The 16,169-nt window shown below is 67.0% G+C and carries 14 protein-coding genes; 3 read left to right on the top strand and 11 right to left on the bottom strand.

Annotated elements, in window-relative coordinates; genetic code table 11:
- Positions 1 to 241: 241 nt before the first annotated feature.
- From AB4851_RS00580 to AB4851_RS00555, 6 genes are all read right to left on the bottom strand, one after another.
- The gene (locus AB4851_RS00580) at positions 242 to 1,660 is read right to left on the bottom strand and encodes a purine-cytosine permease family protein (protein WP_414447990.1); all 1,419 of its coding nucleotides are present in this window, start codon (positions 1,658 to 1,660) and stop codon (positions 242 to 244) included.
- A gap of 124 nt (positions 1,661 to 1,784) precedes the next feature.
- Complete coding sequence (locus tag AB4851_RS00575; protein ID WP_414447989.1) at positions 1,785 to 3,254, bottom strand: aldehyde dehydrogenase; 1,470 nt, start codon at positions 3,252 to 3,254, stop codon at positions 1,785 to 1,787.
- Between the two features lie 12 nt (positions 3,255 to 3,266).
- A complete protein-coding gene (locus tag AB4851_RS00570; protein WP_414447988.1) occupies positions 3,267 to 4,304 on the bottom strand; it encodes an LLM class flavin-dependent oxidoreductase in 1,038 nt (345 codons plus the stop codon).
- 11 nt (positions 4,305 to 4,315) lie between these two features.
- Positions 4,316 to 5,242: a flavin reductase gene (locus AB4851_RS00565; RefSeq protein WP_414447987.1), complete on the bottom strand. Its 927-nt coding sequence runs from the start codon at positions 5,240 to 5,242 to the stop codon at positions 4,316 to 4,318.
- 23 nt (positions 5,243 to 5,265) lie between these two features.
- Positions 5,266 to 6,087 (bottom strand): alpha/beta fold hydrolase, encoded by an 822-nt coding sequence (locus AB4851_RS00560; protein ID WP_414447986.1) that lies wholly within the window; start codon positions 6,085 to 6,087, stop codon positions 5,266 to 5,268.
- Positions 6,056 to 6,658, bottom strand: coding sequence for an amino acid synthesis family protein (locus AB4851_RS00555; RefSeq protein ID WP_206126448.1), 603 nt, complete (start codon positions 6,656 to 6,658; stop codon positions 6,056 to 6,058). Before AB4851_RS00555 ends, AB4851_RS00560 begins: the two co-directional genes overlap by 32 nt.
- A gap of 375 nt (positions 6,659 to 7,033) precedes the next feature.
- Between AB4851_RS00555 and AB4851_RS00550 the strand changes: the two genes are divergently transcribed.
- Together AB4851_RS00550 and AB4851_RS00545 are read left to right on the top strand one after the other, a co-directional pair.
- On the top strand, positions 7,034 to 7,711 hold the full coding sequence (locus AB4851_RS00550) for a GntR family transcriptional regulator (protein ID WP_414447985.1): 678 nt from the start codon (positions 7,034 to 7,036) through the stop codon (positions 7,709 to 7,711).
- Entirely contained in the window at positions 7,708 to 8,004 is a 297-nt protein-coding gene (locus AB4851_RS00545) for a DUF1330 domain-containing protein (RefSeq protein ID WP_414441490.1), read from the top strand. Before AB4851_RS00550 ends, AB4851_RS00545 begins: the two co-directional genes overlap by 4 nt.
- Positions 8,005 to 8,161: 157 nt before the next feature.
- Here the strand turns inward: AB4851_RS00545 and AB4851_RS00540 are convergent, their stop codons facing one another.
- On the bottom strand, positions 8,162 to 10,075 hold the full coding sequence (locus AB4851_RS00540; protein ID WP_414449204.1) for a phosphatase PAP2 family protein: 1,914 nt from the start codon (positions 10,073 to 10,075) through the stop codon (positions 8,162 to 8,164).
- A 486-nt stretch (positions 10,076 to 10,561) separates the two neighbouring features.
- Here AB4851_RS00540 and aqpZ point away from each other — a divergent pair, with 486 nt between their 5' ends.
- Positions 10,562 to 11,266: an aquaporin Z gene (gene aqpZ, locus AB4851_RS00535; RefSeq protein WP_414447984.1), complete on the top strand. Its 705-nt coding sequence runs from the start codon at positions 10,562 to 10,564 to the stop codon at positions 11,264 to 11,266.
- 23 nt (positions 11,267 to 11,289) lie between these two features.
- Here aqpZ and AB4851_RS00530 read toward each other — a convergent pair whose 3' ends face one another.
- From AB4851_RS00530 to AB4851_RS00515, 4 genes are read right to left on the bottom strand one after another with little or no spacing between them, the layout of a single operon-like run.
- A complete protein-coding gene (locus AB4851_RS00530) occupies positions 11,290 to 12,120 on the bottom strand; it encodes an amidohydrolase family protein (RefSeq protein WP_414447983.1) in 831 nt (276 codons plus the stop codon).
- Positions 12,117 to 13,163 (bottom strand): NAD(P)-dependent oxidoreductase, encoded by a 1,047-nt coding sequence (locus AB4851_RS00525; RefSeq protein WP_414447982.1) that lies wholly within the window; start codon positions 13,161 to 13,163, stop codon positions 12,117 to 12,119. Before AB4851_RS00525 ends, AB4851_RS00530 begins: the two co-directional genes overlap by 4 nt.
- 16 nt (positions 13,164 to 13,179) lie before the next feature.
- Positions 13,180 to 14,220, bottom strand: a complete 1,041-nt coding sequence (locus tag AB4851_RS00520) for a LacI family DNA-binding transcriptional regulator (RefSeq protein WP_414441494.1) — start codon at positions 14,218 to 14,220, stop codon at positions 13,180 to 13,182.
- A 19-nt stretch (positions 14,221 to 14,239) separates the two neighbouring features.
- A complete protein-coding gene (locus tag AB4851_RS00515; protein ID WP_414447981.1) occupies positions 14,240 to 16,168 on the bottom strand; it encodes a TRAP transporter large permease subunit in 1,929 nt (642 codons plus the stop codon).
- Between the last annotated feature and the right edge of the window lies 1 nt (position 16,169).

Raw genomic sequence — 16,169 nt, 5'->3', positions numbered from 1 at the left:
TCTGCCTCGTACTGTTGTCTGACGGGGCGTCAATCGTAGCGGCATGATCCGAGGCGGAATTTGATCTTGGCTAACAATTCTGCCGCGCTCACGCTCCGTACGACGACACCGGCCGATACCTCGCAACAACAATACGCACTGTTGACATCAAGGCTGAACGACATCGACCGATGACGCACATGCAAAAAAGCCGGCTCGAAAGCCGGCTTTTTTGCATGCGGACAACAGGGAAGGGCACCCCTCACTCCGACGCGTGCACCCCCACCGCCGCGTTCCGCGAGGCACTCACGCCCTTGCGCTTCGACGCCAGCACGTAATACACCACCGCCGTCGCCACCAGCCCGACCATCCACGAGATGTCTGCACCGCCCATGATGCCGGCCCACGGGCCGCGGAAGAAGCTTTCCTCGAAGAACGGCACCTGCACCGCGATACCCAGCAGGTAGATGCCCACGGCCTTCGTGTTGAACGCACCGTACGTGCCGCCGTTGCTGCTGATGATTTCGCTGACCTGATAATGCTTGCCGCTGATCAGGTAGAAATCCACCAGGTTGATCGCCACCCACGGCGCCAGCACGATCCGCATCGCGAAGATCGCCGTGAGGAAGATGCCGATGAAGTTCTTCGACGCCCACAACGCGGTGACGGTCGAGGCGATCAGCAGCACCGCCGAGACGATCACGCGCACCTGCCGGCCCGGCACCCAGTTCGGGCGGAAGGTCTGCGCGGCGGTGATCATCGAGAGCACCGCGCCGTACAGATTCATGCCGTTGTGGCCGATGATGTTGATCAGGAACAGCACGATCAGCACGTAACCGAACACGCCCGTCTGCGAACGCACCGCTTCCATCGCATCGGTGGCGCCGTTGCCGGCGCTGACGGCCAGCACGCCGAAGATGAACGCGAAGATGGTGCCGAGCGAGGTGCCGAAGAACGTGCAGGCGAAGGTCTTGCCGAAGCCTGCCGTGATCGGCATGTATCGTGAGTAGTCCGAGGTATAAGGCGCAAAGCTGATCTGCCATACGGCGCACAGCCCGAACATCGCGAACCAGTTGCCGATCTCGAACTTCCCGCGATGCAGTACGCCGGCATCGAGCCCCGGCACGATCATCGCGATGCCCACCACCAGCGCCGCGCCCATGAACCACGCGCCGATCTTGTTGAAGCGGTGGATGAAGTTGTAGCCGATCACGCCGACCAGCGTGGCCAGCGCCGCGCCGAGCACCGTGCCCACCTGCACCGGAATCTCCGGCGCCGCGGTGTGCAGCGTCTTGCCGGCGAGGATGATGTTGGAAACGAAGAAGCCCAGGTAGATCAGCGTGGTGAAGCCCACCACCAGCAGCGAGCCGTATCGGCCGAACTGCGCGCGGCTCTGGATCATCTGCGGCACGCCGACCAGCGGGCCTTGCGCCGAGGTCAGCGCATGGAACAGCGCGCCGAAAAATTGCCCCGCGGCAATCGCGAGAATCGCGCTGACGAGATCGAGATGGAACACCAGCACGGAGGTCGCGCCCGAGATCACGGCCAGCGGCGCGACATTGGTGCAGAACCACAGGGTGAAGAGGTCTCCGGGTTTGCCGTGCCGGTTCTCCGGCGCGACGTACTCGATCGAATTGCTTTCTATGGCAAGAACGCTGTTGTCGTTCTCCGAGTTTTTCATGGTGTCTCCATCTCCAGCTTTATGGGCAGGCAGCACCGTGCCGCGCGCGGGATGCGCGAGGCGAGGGGCCACCGCTACGGCGTACAGCGGGTTAGCGAAGTGGCGGCCCCCGGGCCGCCCGCACTCAGCGCATCACGAACGGGTCGCTGATCGGCTCGTCCGAGGTGCGCAACCAGACGGTGCGTGTCGTGGTGTATTCGAGCGCCGCGCTCAGGCCGCCTTCTCGGCCGTGGCCCGACAGGCCGAAGCCGCCGAACGGCGCGAGCGGCGACACCGCGCGATAGGTGTTGATCCAGACGATGCCCGAGCGAATCCGCTTCGAAACACGATGCGCACGCGTCAGGTTGCTCGTGAAGATGCCCGCCGCGAGGCCGTAGGCCGTGCTGTTCGCCTTCTCGATCGCCTCGGCCTCGGTGCCGAACGTGTCGACCGACAACACCGGCCCGAACAGCTCTTTCGTTATGCAGTCCGGACGATCGACGCCCGTGCAATCGAGGATGGTGGGCGCGTAGAAGTAGCCATCGCGATCGAGCGCATGGCCGCCGGTCAGCACCTTGGCCCCCTGACGCACGGATTCGGCCACCACGGTTTCGATGTGGCGGCGCTGGCGCTCGGTGCAGAGCGGGCCGTATTCGGTGGTCATCTCGTTCGGCGAGCCGATTCGAATCCGGCCGAGGCGCTCGATCAGCATGGCGAGGAAGCGTTCCTTGACTGAGGCTTCCACCAGCAGCCGCGAGCCGGCCACGCAGCTCTGGCCGCTTGCCGCGAAGATTGCGGCCACCTGGGCGTTCACCGCGCTCTGGAGGTCGGTGTCGGCGAACACGACGAACGGCGATTTGCCGCCCAGTTCCAGCGACACCCTGGCCAGATTGTTCGCGGTGTTCGAGACGATATGCCGGGCGGTTTCCGGGCCGCCGGTGAAGGCGACCTTGGCCACCTTCGGGTGGCTGCTCAACACCGCGCCGCATTCCGGGCCGAAGCCGGTGATCACGTTGACCACGCCGGCCGGGAAGCCGGCCTCGTGCACCAGCCGCGCGAATTCGAGCAGCGGGCCGGGCGCTTCCTCGGAAGCCTTCAGGACTACCGTGCAACCGGCGGCCAGCGCCGGGCCGACTTTGACCGCCGACAGGAACAACTGGCTGTTCCAGGGCACGATCGCGGCCACCACGCCCACCGGCTGGCGTTCGAGCCAGACCTGCATGTCGGGCTTGTCCACCGGGATGGTTGCGCCTTCGAGCTTGTCGGCCAGGCCCGCGTAATAGCGGTAGTACTCCGCCACGTACGCGATCTGGCTGGCGGTTTCGCGGATGATCTTGCCGGTATCGGTGGTCTCGATTTCCGCCAGCCGCGGCGCGGCCTGCTCGACCAGATCGGCCAGCCGATGCAGCAGCTTGCCGCGCGCCGAGGCCGTCAGGCCGGCCCACGCGGCATCCGACAGCGCGCGGCTGGCGGCTTCCACGGCGCGCTCGACCTGCTCGGTGCGGGCTTCGGGCATCTGCGCCCACACTTGGCCGGTGGCCGGGTTGACGCTGCCGAACGTCGCCGCGCCGGCTTCGAACTGCCCGTCGATATACAGCTGAAAATCGCCGTTCATGGAATCAGTACCTCACTGAAAAGCAGGCATCACGTCGCGGATCATCCGTTCGAGCGAGGCCTTCTTGCGCTCGAAGCTCATGCCGGTATCGATCCAGAAGGAGTATTCGTCGAAACCGAGCGCCGCGTAGGCCTTCAGGCGCGCGATCACTTCTTCAGGTGTACCGATCACATTGTTCCTGCGCATCGCCTCGGGCGTGTAGAACGGGTGCGTCGCGATTTCGTCCGGGCTCAGCGGCTTGATCATGCCGCGGCTGATCGGGCGCTCGTTCTTGAACCACGCGCCGAAGTAGTTGTAGAACGTGTTGATCTCGTCGGCGGCCAGTTGCGCGTCGTCCTCGCCGCTGGCCACGTAGGTGTGGCGCAGCAGCATGATCTGCGGGCGCGGCACGTTGCTGAACTTCTCGCAGGCGGCGTTGAAGTGGCCCACCAGCTTTTCCACTTCCTCGTCGCCCATGTGCAGCGGCGTGACCTGCACGTTGCAGCCGTTGGACACGGCGAATTCGTGGCTGTTCGGATCGCGCGCGGCCACCCAGATCGGCGGATGCGGCTGCTGCAGCGGCAGCGGCGACGAGGTGGTGGCGGGGAACGACCAGAACTCGCCCTGGTGCGCGTAATCGCCTTCCCACAGCTTCTTCACGGCCGGAATCAGCTCGCGCATCTTCTGGCCCGCATGCCAGGCGTCGAGGCCGGGCGAGAGGCGCTCGTATTCGAACGAGTAGGCGCCGCGCGCGATGCCGAGTTCGAGGCGGCCGTTGGTGATGATGTCGGTCATCGCCGCTTCGCCGGCCAGCTTGATCGGGTGCCAGAACGGCGCGACCACCGTGCCGGTGCCGAGCCGCACGTTCGGCAGCTTGTTGGCGAGGTCGGCCAGGTTCAGGAACGGGTTTGGCGCGATCGTGAAATCCATGCCGTGGTGCTCGCCGGTCCAGACGGCGTGCATGCCGCCGCGATCGGCGATCCTGCACAGCTCGACCATCTCGTCGTAAAGCTGCTTCTGGCTGGTACCGTCGGAGACGCGCTCCATGTGAACGAAAAGCGAAAAACGCATGATGTGACCTTTCAAGAATGAAGCGGGCGGACGGTGCCGTTGCTATGGTCGCCGAAGTACATGCCATAACTTTTCAATTGGCTTTCCTTGCGATAGCGATCGAGCATGCTGGCCAGCGCACGGTCCTGAAAATCGTCGGTGCCGATCTCGTCGAGGCTGACGAACTCGCCCGCGGCGGCCGTATCCTCCGGCACGCTGCACAGGAACGAAATGTACTGATAGTGCGTCTCGGTGTTGTTGTACGCCGAGTAGATGAAGTTGGCCGATGCACCTGGCTGGTACTGGTCGAACAGCTCGACCAGCGCCTTGTCCGCGCCTTCCTTGCCGATTTCCTTCGACGGCAGTCCCCATTTGTCGTCTGCCGTTTTGGTCAGGAGTACCTTGTTTTCGCGGGCGATGATCGCGCTGACGATCACCTTCGGGCCCGCGATCACGTCGGTCGACACCTTGGCCGGCGTGAAATAGCCGCCGCGATAGTAGCCGAGACCCGCGTAGCCTGCCGAGTGGAATGCTTCCACCTTGCCCACCAGCAGCGCGTGGTCGCCCGCGTCGATCACCGCGTGCACGGTGCAGTCGAACCAGGCGCTGACGTCGTCGATCAGCGGGTTGCGGCGCTCGCTCACGCGCCAGGCGACGTTGGCGAAACGATCCTCGCTGGGGCGCGCGAAGGTGTTCGACAGATCCTTCTGGCCTTCCGCGAGGATGTTGATCGCGAAATGCTTGACGGTCGAAAAGCTGGCGTAGTTGCTGGAGGTCTTGGCGATGCTGACCAGCAGCAGCGCCGGGTCGAGCGACACCGACGAAAACGAGTTCGCGGTGAAGCCGAGCGGTTTGCCGTCTTCGTCGCGGGTGGTGGTGACGATCGTCACGCCCGTCATGAAGGCGCCGAACGCGTCGCGAAGCTCTCGCGTGTTGATCTGGGCTGTCTCTTGGCTCATGTCACACTTCCGATTTCTTGGGGTTATGCCTGCGCCGCGGCCGGTGCGCCGGCTTGCGTGGTGGTCTGCAGCCAGTCGCGCAGGGCGCGGTTGACGCGTTCGGGCGCCGTCAGGTTCACCATGTGGCGCTCGTTCTCGATCACGACGGCCCGGCCGTTCTGCGCGGCTTCGGCCATCTGTTGCGCCATCGTCGCGGTGGAGTTCGGATCGTCCGATCCGGTCAGCACCAGCGCCGGGCACGCGATGGCGGGCCAGCGGTCCGCATACACCGCGTCGCCGCCCGCGAAGGCCGTGTAGGCCGTGGCGTAGCCGGGCAGGCTGACCGATTGCAGCCACGACGCCACCTTGCTCGCCGCCACTTGTTGCGCTTCCTCGCTGTTGAACCAGCGGCGCAGCGGCGTGTCCACGTCGATCGTGCCGGAGCGCAGTTCGGCGGCACGTTGCAGCACCGCTTCGCGGGCCGCTTCGGTACGCCGGTACACACCGTTCAGGACTGCCACGCGTTTGACCAGGTCGGGCCGCGTGGCGGCCACGCCGGCGGCGATCAGCGAGCCCATCGAATGACCGGCCAGGTTCACCGGGCCGAGCGCCAGCGCCTCGATGAACTCGATCGCCCAGGCCACGAACTGCTGCAGCCCCGCGCCGGCATCGAGCGGATCGCTGTGGCCGTGGCCCGGCATGTCGACCGAGATCACATGGAACTCGGGCGACAGCGCTTCGATCTGCGGATACCACGCGTGCGCCTGCATGCCCACGCCGTGAATCAGCACCAGCGGCTCGCCGGTGCCTTGCTCGAGGTAGTGCGCGACGCGCTTACTTGACAGCGGCAGGGTTCTTGACGTCATTTCCGAGCTCTGCGAGGTCTTGATAGCGATCGCCAATGCGGTGATGCGGCCGGCCGCCGGTCGCGCCGCCGATGGCGATGACCAGTTCGTCCGCGGCCGGTGCGTCCGGAATTGCAAATTGCAGCGTCAAGTAGTGCGAACGACGGCCTTCGTCGTTCTTGTCCATCATCGGGATCAGCAGCGGGGCGTTCGCCGGGCCGCGCGTGTTGTTGAACGCGAGGTACGACTTCGCGCCGACCGCGTGGCGGTACGTGTTGCCGAAGTGCAGCGTGTGGATCAGCGCCGAGGCGTGCTCCAGCTCGCCATCGAGGCCGACGATCGCGGCCTTGCCGAACGCTTCGATCGCTTCGCCCGAACCGGCTTCGTCGATGATCAGCTTCGTCAGGTGCGCACTCAGTTGCGGCGCCAGCTCGCGGATTTCCGGCGAGAGGTTGTCCACATAACCGCGGCCGGCCCACGGGTTCTTGATCACGGCGACGGCGCCGATCATTTTCAGCGGTTTCGCGGCGGCTTTCGCGCCGTCCACGAACACGTTCTCGACATGCAGGATCGACTTGCGGATGAGGCTCATGGGCATTTCCTTTCGGGCATTGATAGCGTGATTCATTGTGGTATACCATCTTACGGTACTCCATAAGAGTTAACCCTGAATCGAGTCGGCGGGAGCGGTTCCGAAGGCGTGGAGGCAATCGCGGCGAGGCGCGCAGCGCTACGGTGGGCAAGGCTTTGGCGCAAGTCGTGGCTGAGTTCGTGGCCGTATTGGTGGCCGTATAATGGCCGCCATCCGAGGCGCCGCCTGCAGCGGTGGCACGCCGTTCTCCGCTTGCCCGGCGAGCATGCGGCAGCGGTTGACATCGCGATGGCCATCGCGAGCCGGCCGGGCCGATGTACCGTCGCCAACCGCCGGAACGCACCCGTTCCCGCGACTGACCAAAATTGAAGATCCATGAATCTGACTATTGAAAATCCACCGGTGACGTTACGGGAGCTGTCGCACGAGAAGCTGCGCAACGCGATCATCAGCGGCTACTTCCCGGGCGGCACGCGGTTGATCGAACGTACGTTGTGCGAAGAAATGGGCGTGAGCCGGTCGGTGGTGCGGGAAGTGATTCGCTACCTGGAAGCGGAAGGGCTGGTGGAGACCGTGTCGGGCAAAGGCCCGACGGTCGCGACGCTGACCTGGGACGTGGCCGCGCAGATCTACGAGATCCGCCTGCTGCTGGAGCAGAGCGCCGTGGCCGATTGCACCGCGAACCTGACGCCCGAAACGGCCGCCGAGATCGAGGCCGCGCTGGCCGATTTCAAGCGCGCCTTCGATGGCGACGACGTCAACCTGATCATCAGCGTGTCGTCGAAGCTGTACGAGAAGATCTTCTCGGTGGCCGGCCACAGCGTGGCGTGGGAGGTCGTGCAGCGCCTGAACGGCCGGATCAACCGGCTGCGCGCGATGACGATGAAATCGACGGAACGCAGCCGCACCGGCTATCAGCGCATCGAGAAGATCTGCCTGGCGATCTTCAGGCAGCGCGATGCGGCGGCGGCGAAGGAGGCGGTGGCCGAACATATCCGCGAAGCGGCCGGCATCGCGCAGAAGGCTTTGGCAAACGAAAAGGTGAATAAATGAGTGCGTATTGGATTGCCCACGTCAACGTTCTGGACCCCGAACAATACAAGGGCTATACGGAGCTGGCGCCCGAAGCGCTCAAGCAATACGGCGCGGTGTTTCTTGCACGCGGCGGCGAGGCACAGGTGCTCGAAGGCGCCGATTACAAGCGGCATGTGGTGATCCGCTTCGCGGATATGGCGACCGCGCTGGCGTGCTATCACTCGCCCGAGTATCAGGCGGCGAAGGCGAAGCGGGCTCGGGATGGGGTCAGCGAGGCGCACATTTCGATCGTCGAAGGGGTGCCGGAGTGAGATCGGATGCGGCCGACAGTCGTTCGTAGCGCTGTCGGTCGGGTTGCGGAAGCAGGGCGCGCGCCGGGCGTTACCGGGGCGCGCTTTTTGTTTTTCGGAAGGCTCGATACGCGATGCGCGGCCTCGACCCGCCGCGCATCGCGTCACGTAAAAAGCTTCACCCGTCGATCCGGACCTGCACGCCCGTATTCCCGTAAACCGCTGTCGCCTTGAACCCGTCCACCACCACGGAATCGAAGCGCCCGGCCAGCTGGCTGCAATCGAGCAACGCGACGGTATCCCCCACCTTCGGCGCGAACCCCGGCGCGAACGCCACATGCAGTGTGCCGCCGACGATCGACACCGCGCCCGTCACCGCCACGCGGCCGGCGTCGCCGGCACCGCGATCGATTTCGAGCGTGCCGCCCTTCAACTGCGTGTACTTGCCCGCGATGCTGGCGCGCGTGGCGGCGGCGATTGCCACGGTGCCGGCGCTCACATACACGTCGCCGTTGCCGAACGCGTTCGCCGAGCCGGCCGCGAGCGTGCCGCCGGCAACCAGCGTGCCGCCGCTGTAGCTGTTCTTGCCGGCCAGCGTCAGCTTGCCGGTGCCGGCGAAGTTCAGCCGGCCGGTGCCGCCGATGTCGTTGCGCCAGGTGTCGGCGGCCTGGAAGCCGCCCTGGCTGGCGTCCATCGAAATCGCGACGTTGCCGTTGAACTGGCCGTAGCCGTCGGCGGCGGAAAACAGGTTCAGGCGGCCCCAACCTTCGGCGTCGTCGAGCACCGGGTAGCCGGACGCGAGCGCGGTGGTCTTCAGTACCACGCGGCGCTGGTCGGCGCTCAGGTACGGCAGGCGCGTTTCCAGCAGCGCCTCGGCGCCCTTGGGCACGACGGCAGGGCTCGCGGTGGAGGCGATCGGGGCGAAGCCGAACGTCAGGCGGCGCAGGTAGTTTGCCTTGTTGGTGGCGTAGTCGGCGAAGCGGTCGGTGGCGGTGGTGCCGGAGTGCGCGAGCGCCAGGAAGCCGGCCGACGTGGTGTTGGTGGCGGCGTACAGGGCGGTGTGCGCCTGCGTCACGGCGGTGGCCTTCAGCGTGGCATTGGCGGCGTCGGCCAGGTTGGCGGCCACCGAGGCCTCGCCGAGAATCCGGCCGCCGATCACGTCGAGCGGCGAATGCATGCCGGCCAGGATGCGGTTCTCGCCGAGTTCGAGGCCGCGGCTCAGCATCTCCTGGAAGCGCTCGGGCAGCACGTAGGCCATTGCCACGGCATCGCGCATCGCTTCGGCGGAGTGGCCGCTCGGGAAGCCGCCATCGGTGGCGGGCGTGGTGCTCTCGGCCGGCACCAGCGCGGGCACGACCGCCACGCTGCTGCTCCAGCGGAACGGCCGTTCGTACTTGTAGAAGCGCTTGGCCGGCTCGGTCGACGCGTTGTTGCCCATCGTGTTGATGAAATCGACCACGCCGCCGAAGCCGGCGTTGGCGGTGCCGCCCACGCCGGTGTTGTTGCCGCCGTCGTTGTAGGCGACGGTGGTGGCGTCGGCCGGAATCGTGGTGATGGTGGTGGTCTGCTGCGCGGCGGTGCGCCAGAGCGAGGTCAGCGGCCCCATGCCGTCGGTCACGCTGTAGCCCTTGCCGCGGCGGTCGTCGTAATAGGCGGCGTCGGCCTGCGCGGCGGTGCGCGTGGTGGTGGCGGTCACCACGTATTGCACGTTGGCGTTGAGCACGGCGGCGTTCAGCGCGGTGCCGTTGGCGGTGCCGTCGTTTGGCAGGCCGGTCCAGTTGGAGGCGACCACGGCCGGGAAGCCCGTCACGGCGGGCGCGCTCACGCCGGCATCGACGATGTCGGTCAGCGGCTGCCACAGGTCGCGGAAGCCCGCCAGCACGCGCACGCCGGCATTGGTGCTCAGGGTGGCGTAGCGCGCGTCGCCGCGTTGGTTGGTGTAAGCGTTGTCGACGAACGCTGCCACCGAGGGAGCCGGCGCGCTGTCCGTGAAGCCTTGATCGGCCGGGGCGGCCGGCACTTGCGAGACGACGGCGGCCGGCGCGTTGCCGGTGGAATCGTCGCCGCCGCACGCGGCGAGCAGGAACGACATCGAGGCGGCGAACGCGAAGGCGTGCGTGCGGGGGCGGCTGAAGAACGAGACGGACACTGCAAGGCTCCGGGGAGTGACGAGGAGCGTGAACCATACGGTTAAATTATGACAACTGAAGCGGTTCGACAGCATTTCGTCGGGCAAATGCATGCTTGGCCCCGGCAAGCGCGCAGGCGGCCCGATTCAATCGCATTCGATTGCATCGAGTGGAATTCAGCCGAATCGATTCAGATCAATCAGATTCAAATAAGTAAAATTAAGTTAAATCTGATTGAATTGGATTTCATCGAATTACGTTAATTCATGTCAAATCATCGCGCGTATGCAGGAAGCGTGATCCAGCGCATATCAAAGGCGCTTTCGCCTGACAATCATTAACGCTCCGCCTTTCCGTGAGCCCTATAATCCTGCCCGATTCGATCAATCGAATTGGCGCGGTATTTGATTTTGTTTAAAGATTTTCGATTCAAATCAGGGGTTATTTCAATGAAGCTTTCCAATCGTCTCGCAGCCGAGGTGTTCGGCACGTTCTGGCTGGTGCTCGGCGGCTGCGGCAGCGCCGTGCTGGCGGCGGCGTTTCCCGGGCTCGGCATCGGCTTCGCGGGCGTCGCGCTCGCGTTCGGCCTGACGGTGCTGACGATGGCGTTCGCGATCGGGCATGTCTCGGGCTGCCATCTGAATCCGGCGGTCAGCCTCGGGCTGACCGTGGCGGGGCGCTTTCCGGCGCGCGACCTGCTGCCCTACGTGATCGCGCAGGTGGTGGGCGCTTCGCTCGGCGCGTTCGTGCTGTATCTGATCGCCACCGGCAAGCCCGGCTTCGACGTGGTGGGCAGCGGCTTCGCCACCAACGGTTATGGCGAGCGCTCGCCGGGCCATTACTCGCTGGCGGCGGCGTTCGTCTGCGAGGTGGTGATGACGGGCATGTTCCTGTTCGTGATCCTCGGCGCGACCGACAAGCGTGCGCCGGCCGGCTTCGCGCCGATCGCGATCGGCCTGTGCCTGACGCTGATCCACCTGATCTCGATCCCGGTGACCAACACTTCGGTCAACCCGGCTCGCTCGACCGGCCCGGCGCTGTTCGTCGGCGGCGAGGCGATCGGGCAGCTCTGGCTGTTCTGGGTCGCGCCGCTGATCGGCGCGGCGATCGCGGGCGTGCTGTATCCGATGGTGGCGGGTCGTCAGGCCGACTGACCGCAGCCCCGTCGCGGCGGCGTTCAGTCCGCCGCGAAGCCGTACAGCGCCGCCGGGTTCTCGACGAGAATCCGGCGGCGTGTCGTTTCCGCGCCCAGGCAATCGAGCGCCCAATCGAGCAGGCGGGCCGTGTCGGGCGTGGGCTTCACGTTCGGATGCGGCCAGTTCGAGGCCCACAGGCAGCGCTCCGGGTAGCGCGCGGCGAGTTCGCGGGCGATCCAGGCCACGTCGTCATAGGCGGGCGGCCCGCTGCGCGAGCTTTCGTACGGCGCCGAGAGCTTCACCCAGCAGCGCCCCGCATCGAGCAGCCGGCACAGCGCGGCGAACGCCTGGCCGTCGCGCGTCACCGGCCCGAGAAATTTCCCCAGATGATCGATCACGAGCCGCGCCGGCAAGGCCAGGAGTTGCGCTTCGCGCTCGGGCAGCGTGCGGCCGTCGAGTTGCAGGTTGACGTTCCAGCCGAGCGGGGCGATGCGCGCGGCCAGCGCGTCGAGCGCATCCCAGCCCTGCAGGCCGCCGGGCAGCATCATGAAGCGCACGCCACGCATGCCGCCTGCGTGCAGCCGTTGCAGTTCCTTCTCGTCGATGCTTTCCGGCACCACGGCCACGCCGCGCGCGCCGTTGCCGAGCCGCGCGATCGCGTCGAGCGTGCAGCGGTTGTCGAAGCCATAGCCGGTGGGCTGCACCACGATCACGCGCGAGAAACCCAGCGCCTGCTGCACCTCGTGGTAGGCGGAGGCGGGCGCGGGCGGCGGCGTGAACGTCGCGCTCGGCGCGAGCGCGTAGCCGGCTTCGTACACATGGATATGGCAATCGCAGGCGCCGTCGAGGCGGCCCGCTTGCGGTGCGGTCATCGGGTTTGCTCCGGCAGGTCGAATCGGGTGGTAGATCGGGTGGCAGATCGGGCGGCAACCCGCTGCGCGAAGCGGCTCGCGTGCGCGGCGTTCACGGCGCCGTCGGGCAGGCGGCCTTCGAACAGCGCCTGGGTTTGCGTCACGGTTTCGAGCGATTGATGCTCGATCGCACCGGGCGTCAGGCCGCCCACATGCGGCGTGGCGATCACGCGCGGGTGCGCGGCGAGCGCCGCCGACGGCATCTGGTCGGCCGCGCGGCCCACGTCGAGCGCGCAGCCGGCCAGTTGGCCGCGTTCGAGCGCGTCGAGCAACGCGGCGTCGTCCACCAGCTCGCCGCGCGCGGCATTGATGAAGAACGCGTCGGGCTTCATGGCGGCGAACGCCTGCGCGTTCATGAAGTTCGCGGTGTCGGCGTTGGCCGGCGCGAGGCACACCACGAAATCGGCCTCGCCGAGCAGCGTGTCGCGATCGACCTGATGCAGCCGCAGGTCGGTCACGTCGGCGAACGGATCGAACACGATCACGCGCATTCCGAACGCCAGCGCGAGGCCGCACAGGTAGCGCGAGATCTGGCCGTAGCCGATCACGCCGAGCGTGGCGCCGCGCAGCTCGCGGCCCATGCGCGGCACGGGCGCCTGGCCGGCGCGATAGGCGAGCGCGTAGGCGCTGGTGTCGCGCGCGAGGTCGAGCATCGCGCCGATCACCCATTCGCTGACCGACGCCACGAACCCGGCGCTGGCCTGCGTGATCAGCACGCCGTGCTCGCTGGCGGCGGCCACGTCGATGGTGCGGATGTCCACGGCGCAGCGCAGGAACGCGACCAGCTCCGGCAGCGCCTCGAACAGCGCGCGCGGCGCGGGCGTCTGCCGGTAGCCGATGATCACGTCGGCGTCGTGCGCGGCGGCCGCCAGCTCGGCGGTGCTCAGTTCGCGATCTTCCTGGTTGAAGCGGACCTCGGCGATGGTGCGCAGTGCGGCGGTGGCGCGCGCGCCGAAGTAGTGGTCGAGCATCCGGCGCGGATGGCTCACGAATACCTTGTTCATGGGGCGTTCCTGGAAATCAGCGGTGCGCCGGCGGCGCGACCGATTCGCGCTCGACCAGCGCGATGTCCGTGAAGAGTGCGGGCGCGGCGGCGGGCGCGTCGCCCTGGCGCATCACGCGCTCGACCATCGCGGCGGCCATCGCGGGCACGGGCAACTGCACGGTGGTCAGCGCGGGGTTCGAAATCGCGCCGAGGAAATGGCCGTCCATGCCGACGATCGAGATGTCCTCCGGCACGCGCAGCCCCGATTCGCGCAGGCCGGCCATCAGCCCGAGCGCCATCAGGTCGTTCACGGCGACGATGCCGGTGGGCCGGTCGGCATCCGCGGCCAGCCGCTGCGCGAGCGCGCGGCCGTTCTGCGCGATCATCGAATCGCCGTATTCATCGACGGTGCCGCTGTCGAGCACGCGTGCGCTGCCGGCCAGGCCCGCTTCGTCGGCGGCGGCCAGGAAGCCGTCGATCTTGTCGCGACGGCTCATGGTCATGCCGGCCAGCGTGGCGTAGGCGAGTTGCGTGTGACCGTGCGCGATCAGGTGCCGCGTGGCCATGCGCGCCGCGCCGAAGTTGTCGGGCGTGACGTGATCGATGCGGGTGTGTTCGCCATCGGTGGCGCGGCGGTCGTAGCTGACCACCACCATGCCGCGCTCGGCGGCGGTTTCGAGGTGCCGCTCGTCGGCCAGCGACGAGATCACGATCACGCGGCGCACGCCCTGCGAGAGCAGATCCTCGAAGAACGACGCCTCCTTGAGCGGATCGCGATAGGTGTTGCCGATCAGCACGCGATGGCCGTAGCGCTCCTGCGCGAGCGTTTCCACCTCGCGCGCGATGTAGCCGTACATCGGGTTGGCGATCGACGGCACCAGCAGCCCGACCAGCGGCGTCTGGCCCGTCTTCAATTGCCGCGCGAGCGTGCTCGGGCGGTATTGCAGGGCGTCCATCGCGGCCTGCACGCGCGCCAGCGTGTCCTGGCGCATCTGGTCGGTGCGGCCGTTGAGCACGTTCGAGACGGTGCTGACGGACACGCCGGCGTGGCGGGCGACATCCTGAATGGTGCTCATGTCTGACAGTGAAATCCGGTTACAGGCCGAGCCGGGTCGGCAACCACAGGGAAAACGACGGCACCAGAATCAGTACCACGAGAGCCGCGCACAGTACCAGCAGATATTTGAGCATCGGCCGCGCCACCGCCTTGACGTCGGTGCCGGTGATCGCGCAGGTGGCGAACAGCCCCAGCCCGATCGGCGGCGCGAACAGGCCCAGGCCCATCGCCACCACGATCACGGTGCCGAAGTGCAGCGGATTGATGCCGAGCTGCATCGCGATCGGCGTGAGCAGCGGGCCGAAGATGATCAGTGCGGGCGCGCCTTCGAGCACCGCGCCGAACACGATCATCAGCAGCACCGACAGCAGTATGAACATGGTGGGGCCGTACTGATGCGCGAACGCGATCATCGAATCGGACACCAGCGCGGGAATCTGCTCGATGGTCAGCGCGAACGACACGCTGGACGCGGCCGCGACGATGAACAGGATGCTGCTCGCCATCGACGCCGAGCGCACGAATACGCGGGCGATCGAGCGCGGCGTCAGTTCGCGGAACGCCAGCCAGCCCACCAGCAGCGCATACACCACGGCGAACGCGGACACCTCGGTGGAGGTGGCGACGCCCGAGGTCACGCCCTTGCCGATCATCGCGATCATGATCAGCGCGACCAGCGCGCCGCCCAGCAGCGGCAGCCAGGTGCGCGGGTTCGGCAGCGCGGCGGCCAGGTCGATGCGGCGGCCCGCGATCACGGCCACCGCGGCCAGCGCCACCGCCAGCACCACCGCCGGCACCACGCCCGCCAGGAACAGCCCGGCGATCGAGATGTTGGCGACGAAGCCCATGATGATCATGTTCACGCACGGCGGGATCGTCTCGGCCATCACGGCGCTCGCGGCGAGCAGCGCGGCGGCCTCGTTCGGATCCTCGCGGCTCTGGCGCACGGCCGGCATCACCACGCCGCCCACCGCCGCGATGTCGGCCAGCTTCGAGCCGGACACGCCCGAGAAGAACGCGGTCGCGATGATGGTGATCAGGCCGAGCCCGCCGCGCACGCGGCCGAACAGGCGCAGCAGCAGCTCGATCAGCCGCGACGACATGCCGTTGCTTTCCATCAGCAGGCCGGCCAGCACGAAGAACGGGATCGCCAGCAGCACGAAGTGATCGGTGCCGGCCACCACCTGCTGCGCGTAGACCAGCATCGGCAGCGACGGCTCGGCGAGGAAGTAGAGCAGCGCGCTGAACGCCAGCACGAAGCCGATCGGCACGCCGAGCAGCAGCCCGCCGAAGAAGCCGATCGCCAGCAGCGCGCCGGGCCGCAGCGCGTGCGCGGGTACCAGCGCGTTCCAGGCCAGCACGGCGGCCACGCCCAGCACGCAGCCGGCCAGCGCCTGCAGCACCGCGCGGCGCGGGCCGTTCAGCGCGTTGACGAAGCCGAACAGCGCCATGAACGCGCTGCCCGCCACCAGCGGATAGACGTTGATCCAGGCGGGCAGGCCGCTCGGCGTCATCTGCCCGAACGAATCGAGCAGCAGCAGGTACGAGGACACGCACAGGTTGGCCGCCACGCCCGCGATCACCCAGTGGCCGGCCTGCACCAGCACCGGCTGCCAGCGCGCGGGCAGCATGCCGCGGAACAGGTCGACGCCCACGTGCTGGCTGCGCGCCAGCACCGTGGCCGCGCCGCAGAACACCAGCACGATCATCAGCGCCCCGGCCACTTCCTCGGCCCAGTCCACCGGATCGTGCAGGAAATAGCGGTACACGACCGAGATGAACACCACGGCCACATCGGCCGCCAGCACCGCCGCGCAGAAGTATTCGATCGCGTGCAGCAGGCGGCTCAGGCCGCGCGCGAGCCGCGTCGAGGGCAGGGCGTTGGCGGCATCGGCAGCGTTGGCTGCATCGGCGGCGACGCCGGCAGCCGTGGCCGCCGCCGTGGAATCGGTGGACAGGGCGCGCATG

This window comes from Burkholderia sp. 22PA0099, assembly GCF_047497165.1.
In the GTDB taxonomy this organism is placed as follows: domain Bacteria; phylum Pseudomonadota; class Gammaproteobacteria; order Burkholderiales; family Burkholderiaceae; genus Burkholderia.
Note: the sequence above shows the minus strand (reverse complement) of the source record. Positions and strands in the feature narration are given on the sequence as shown.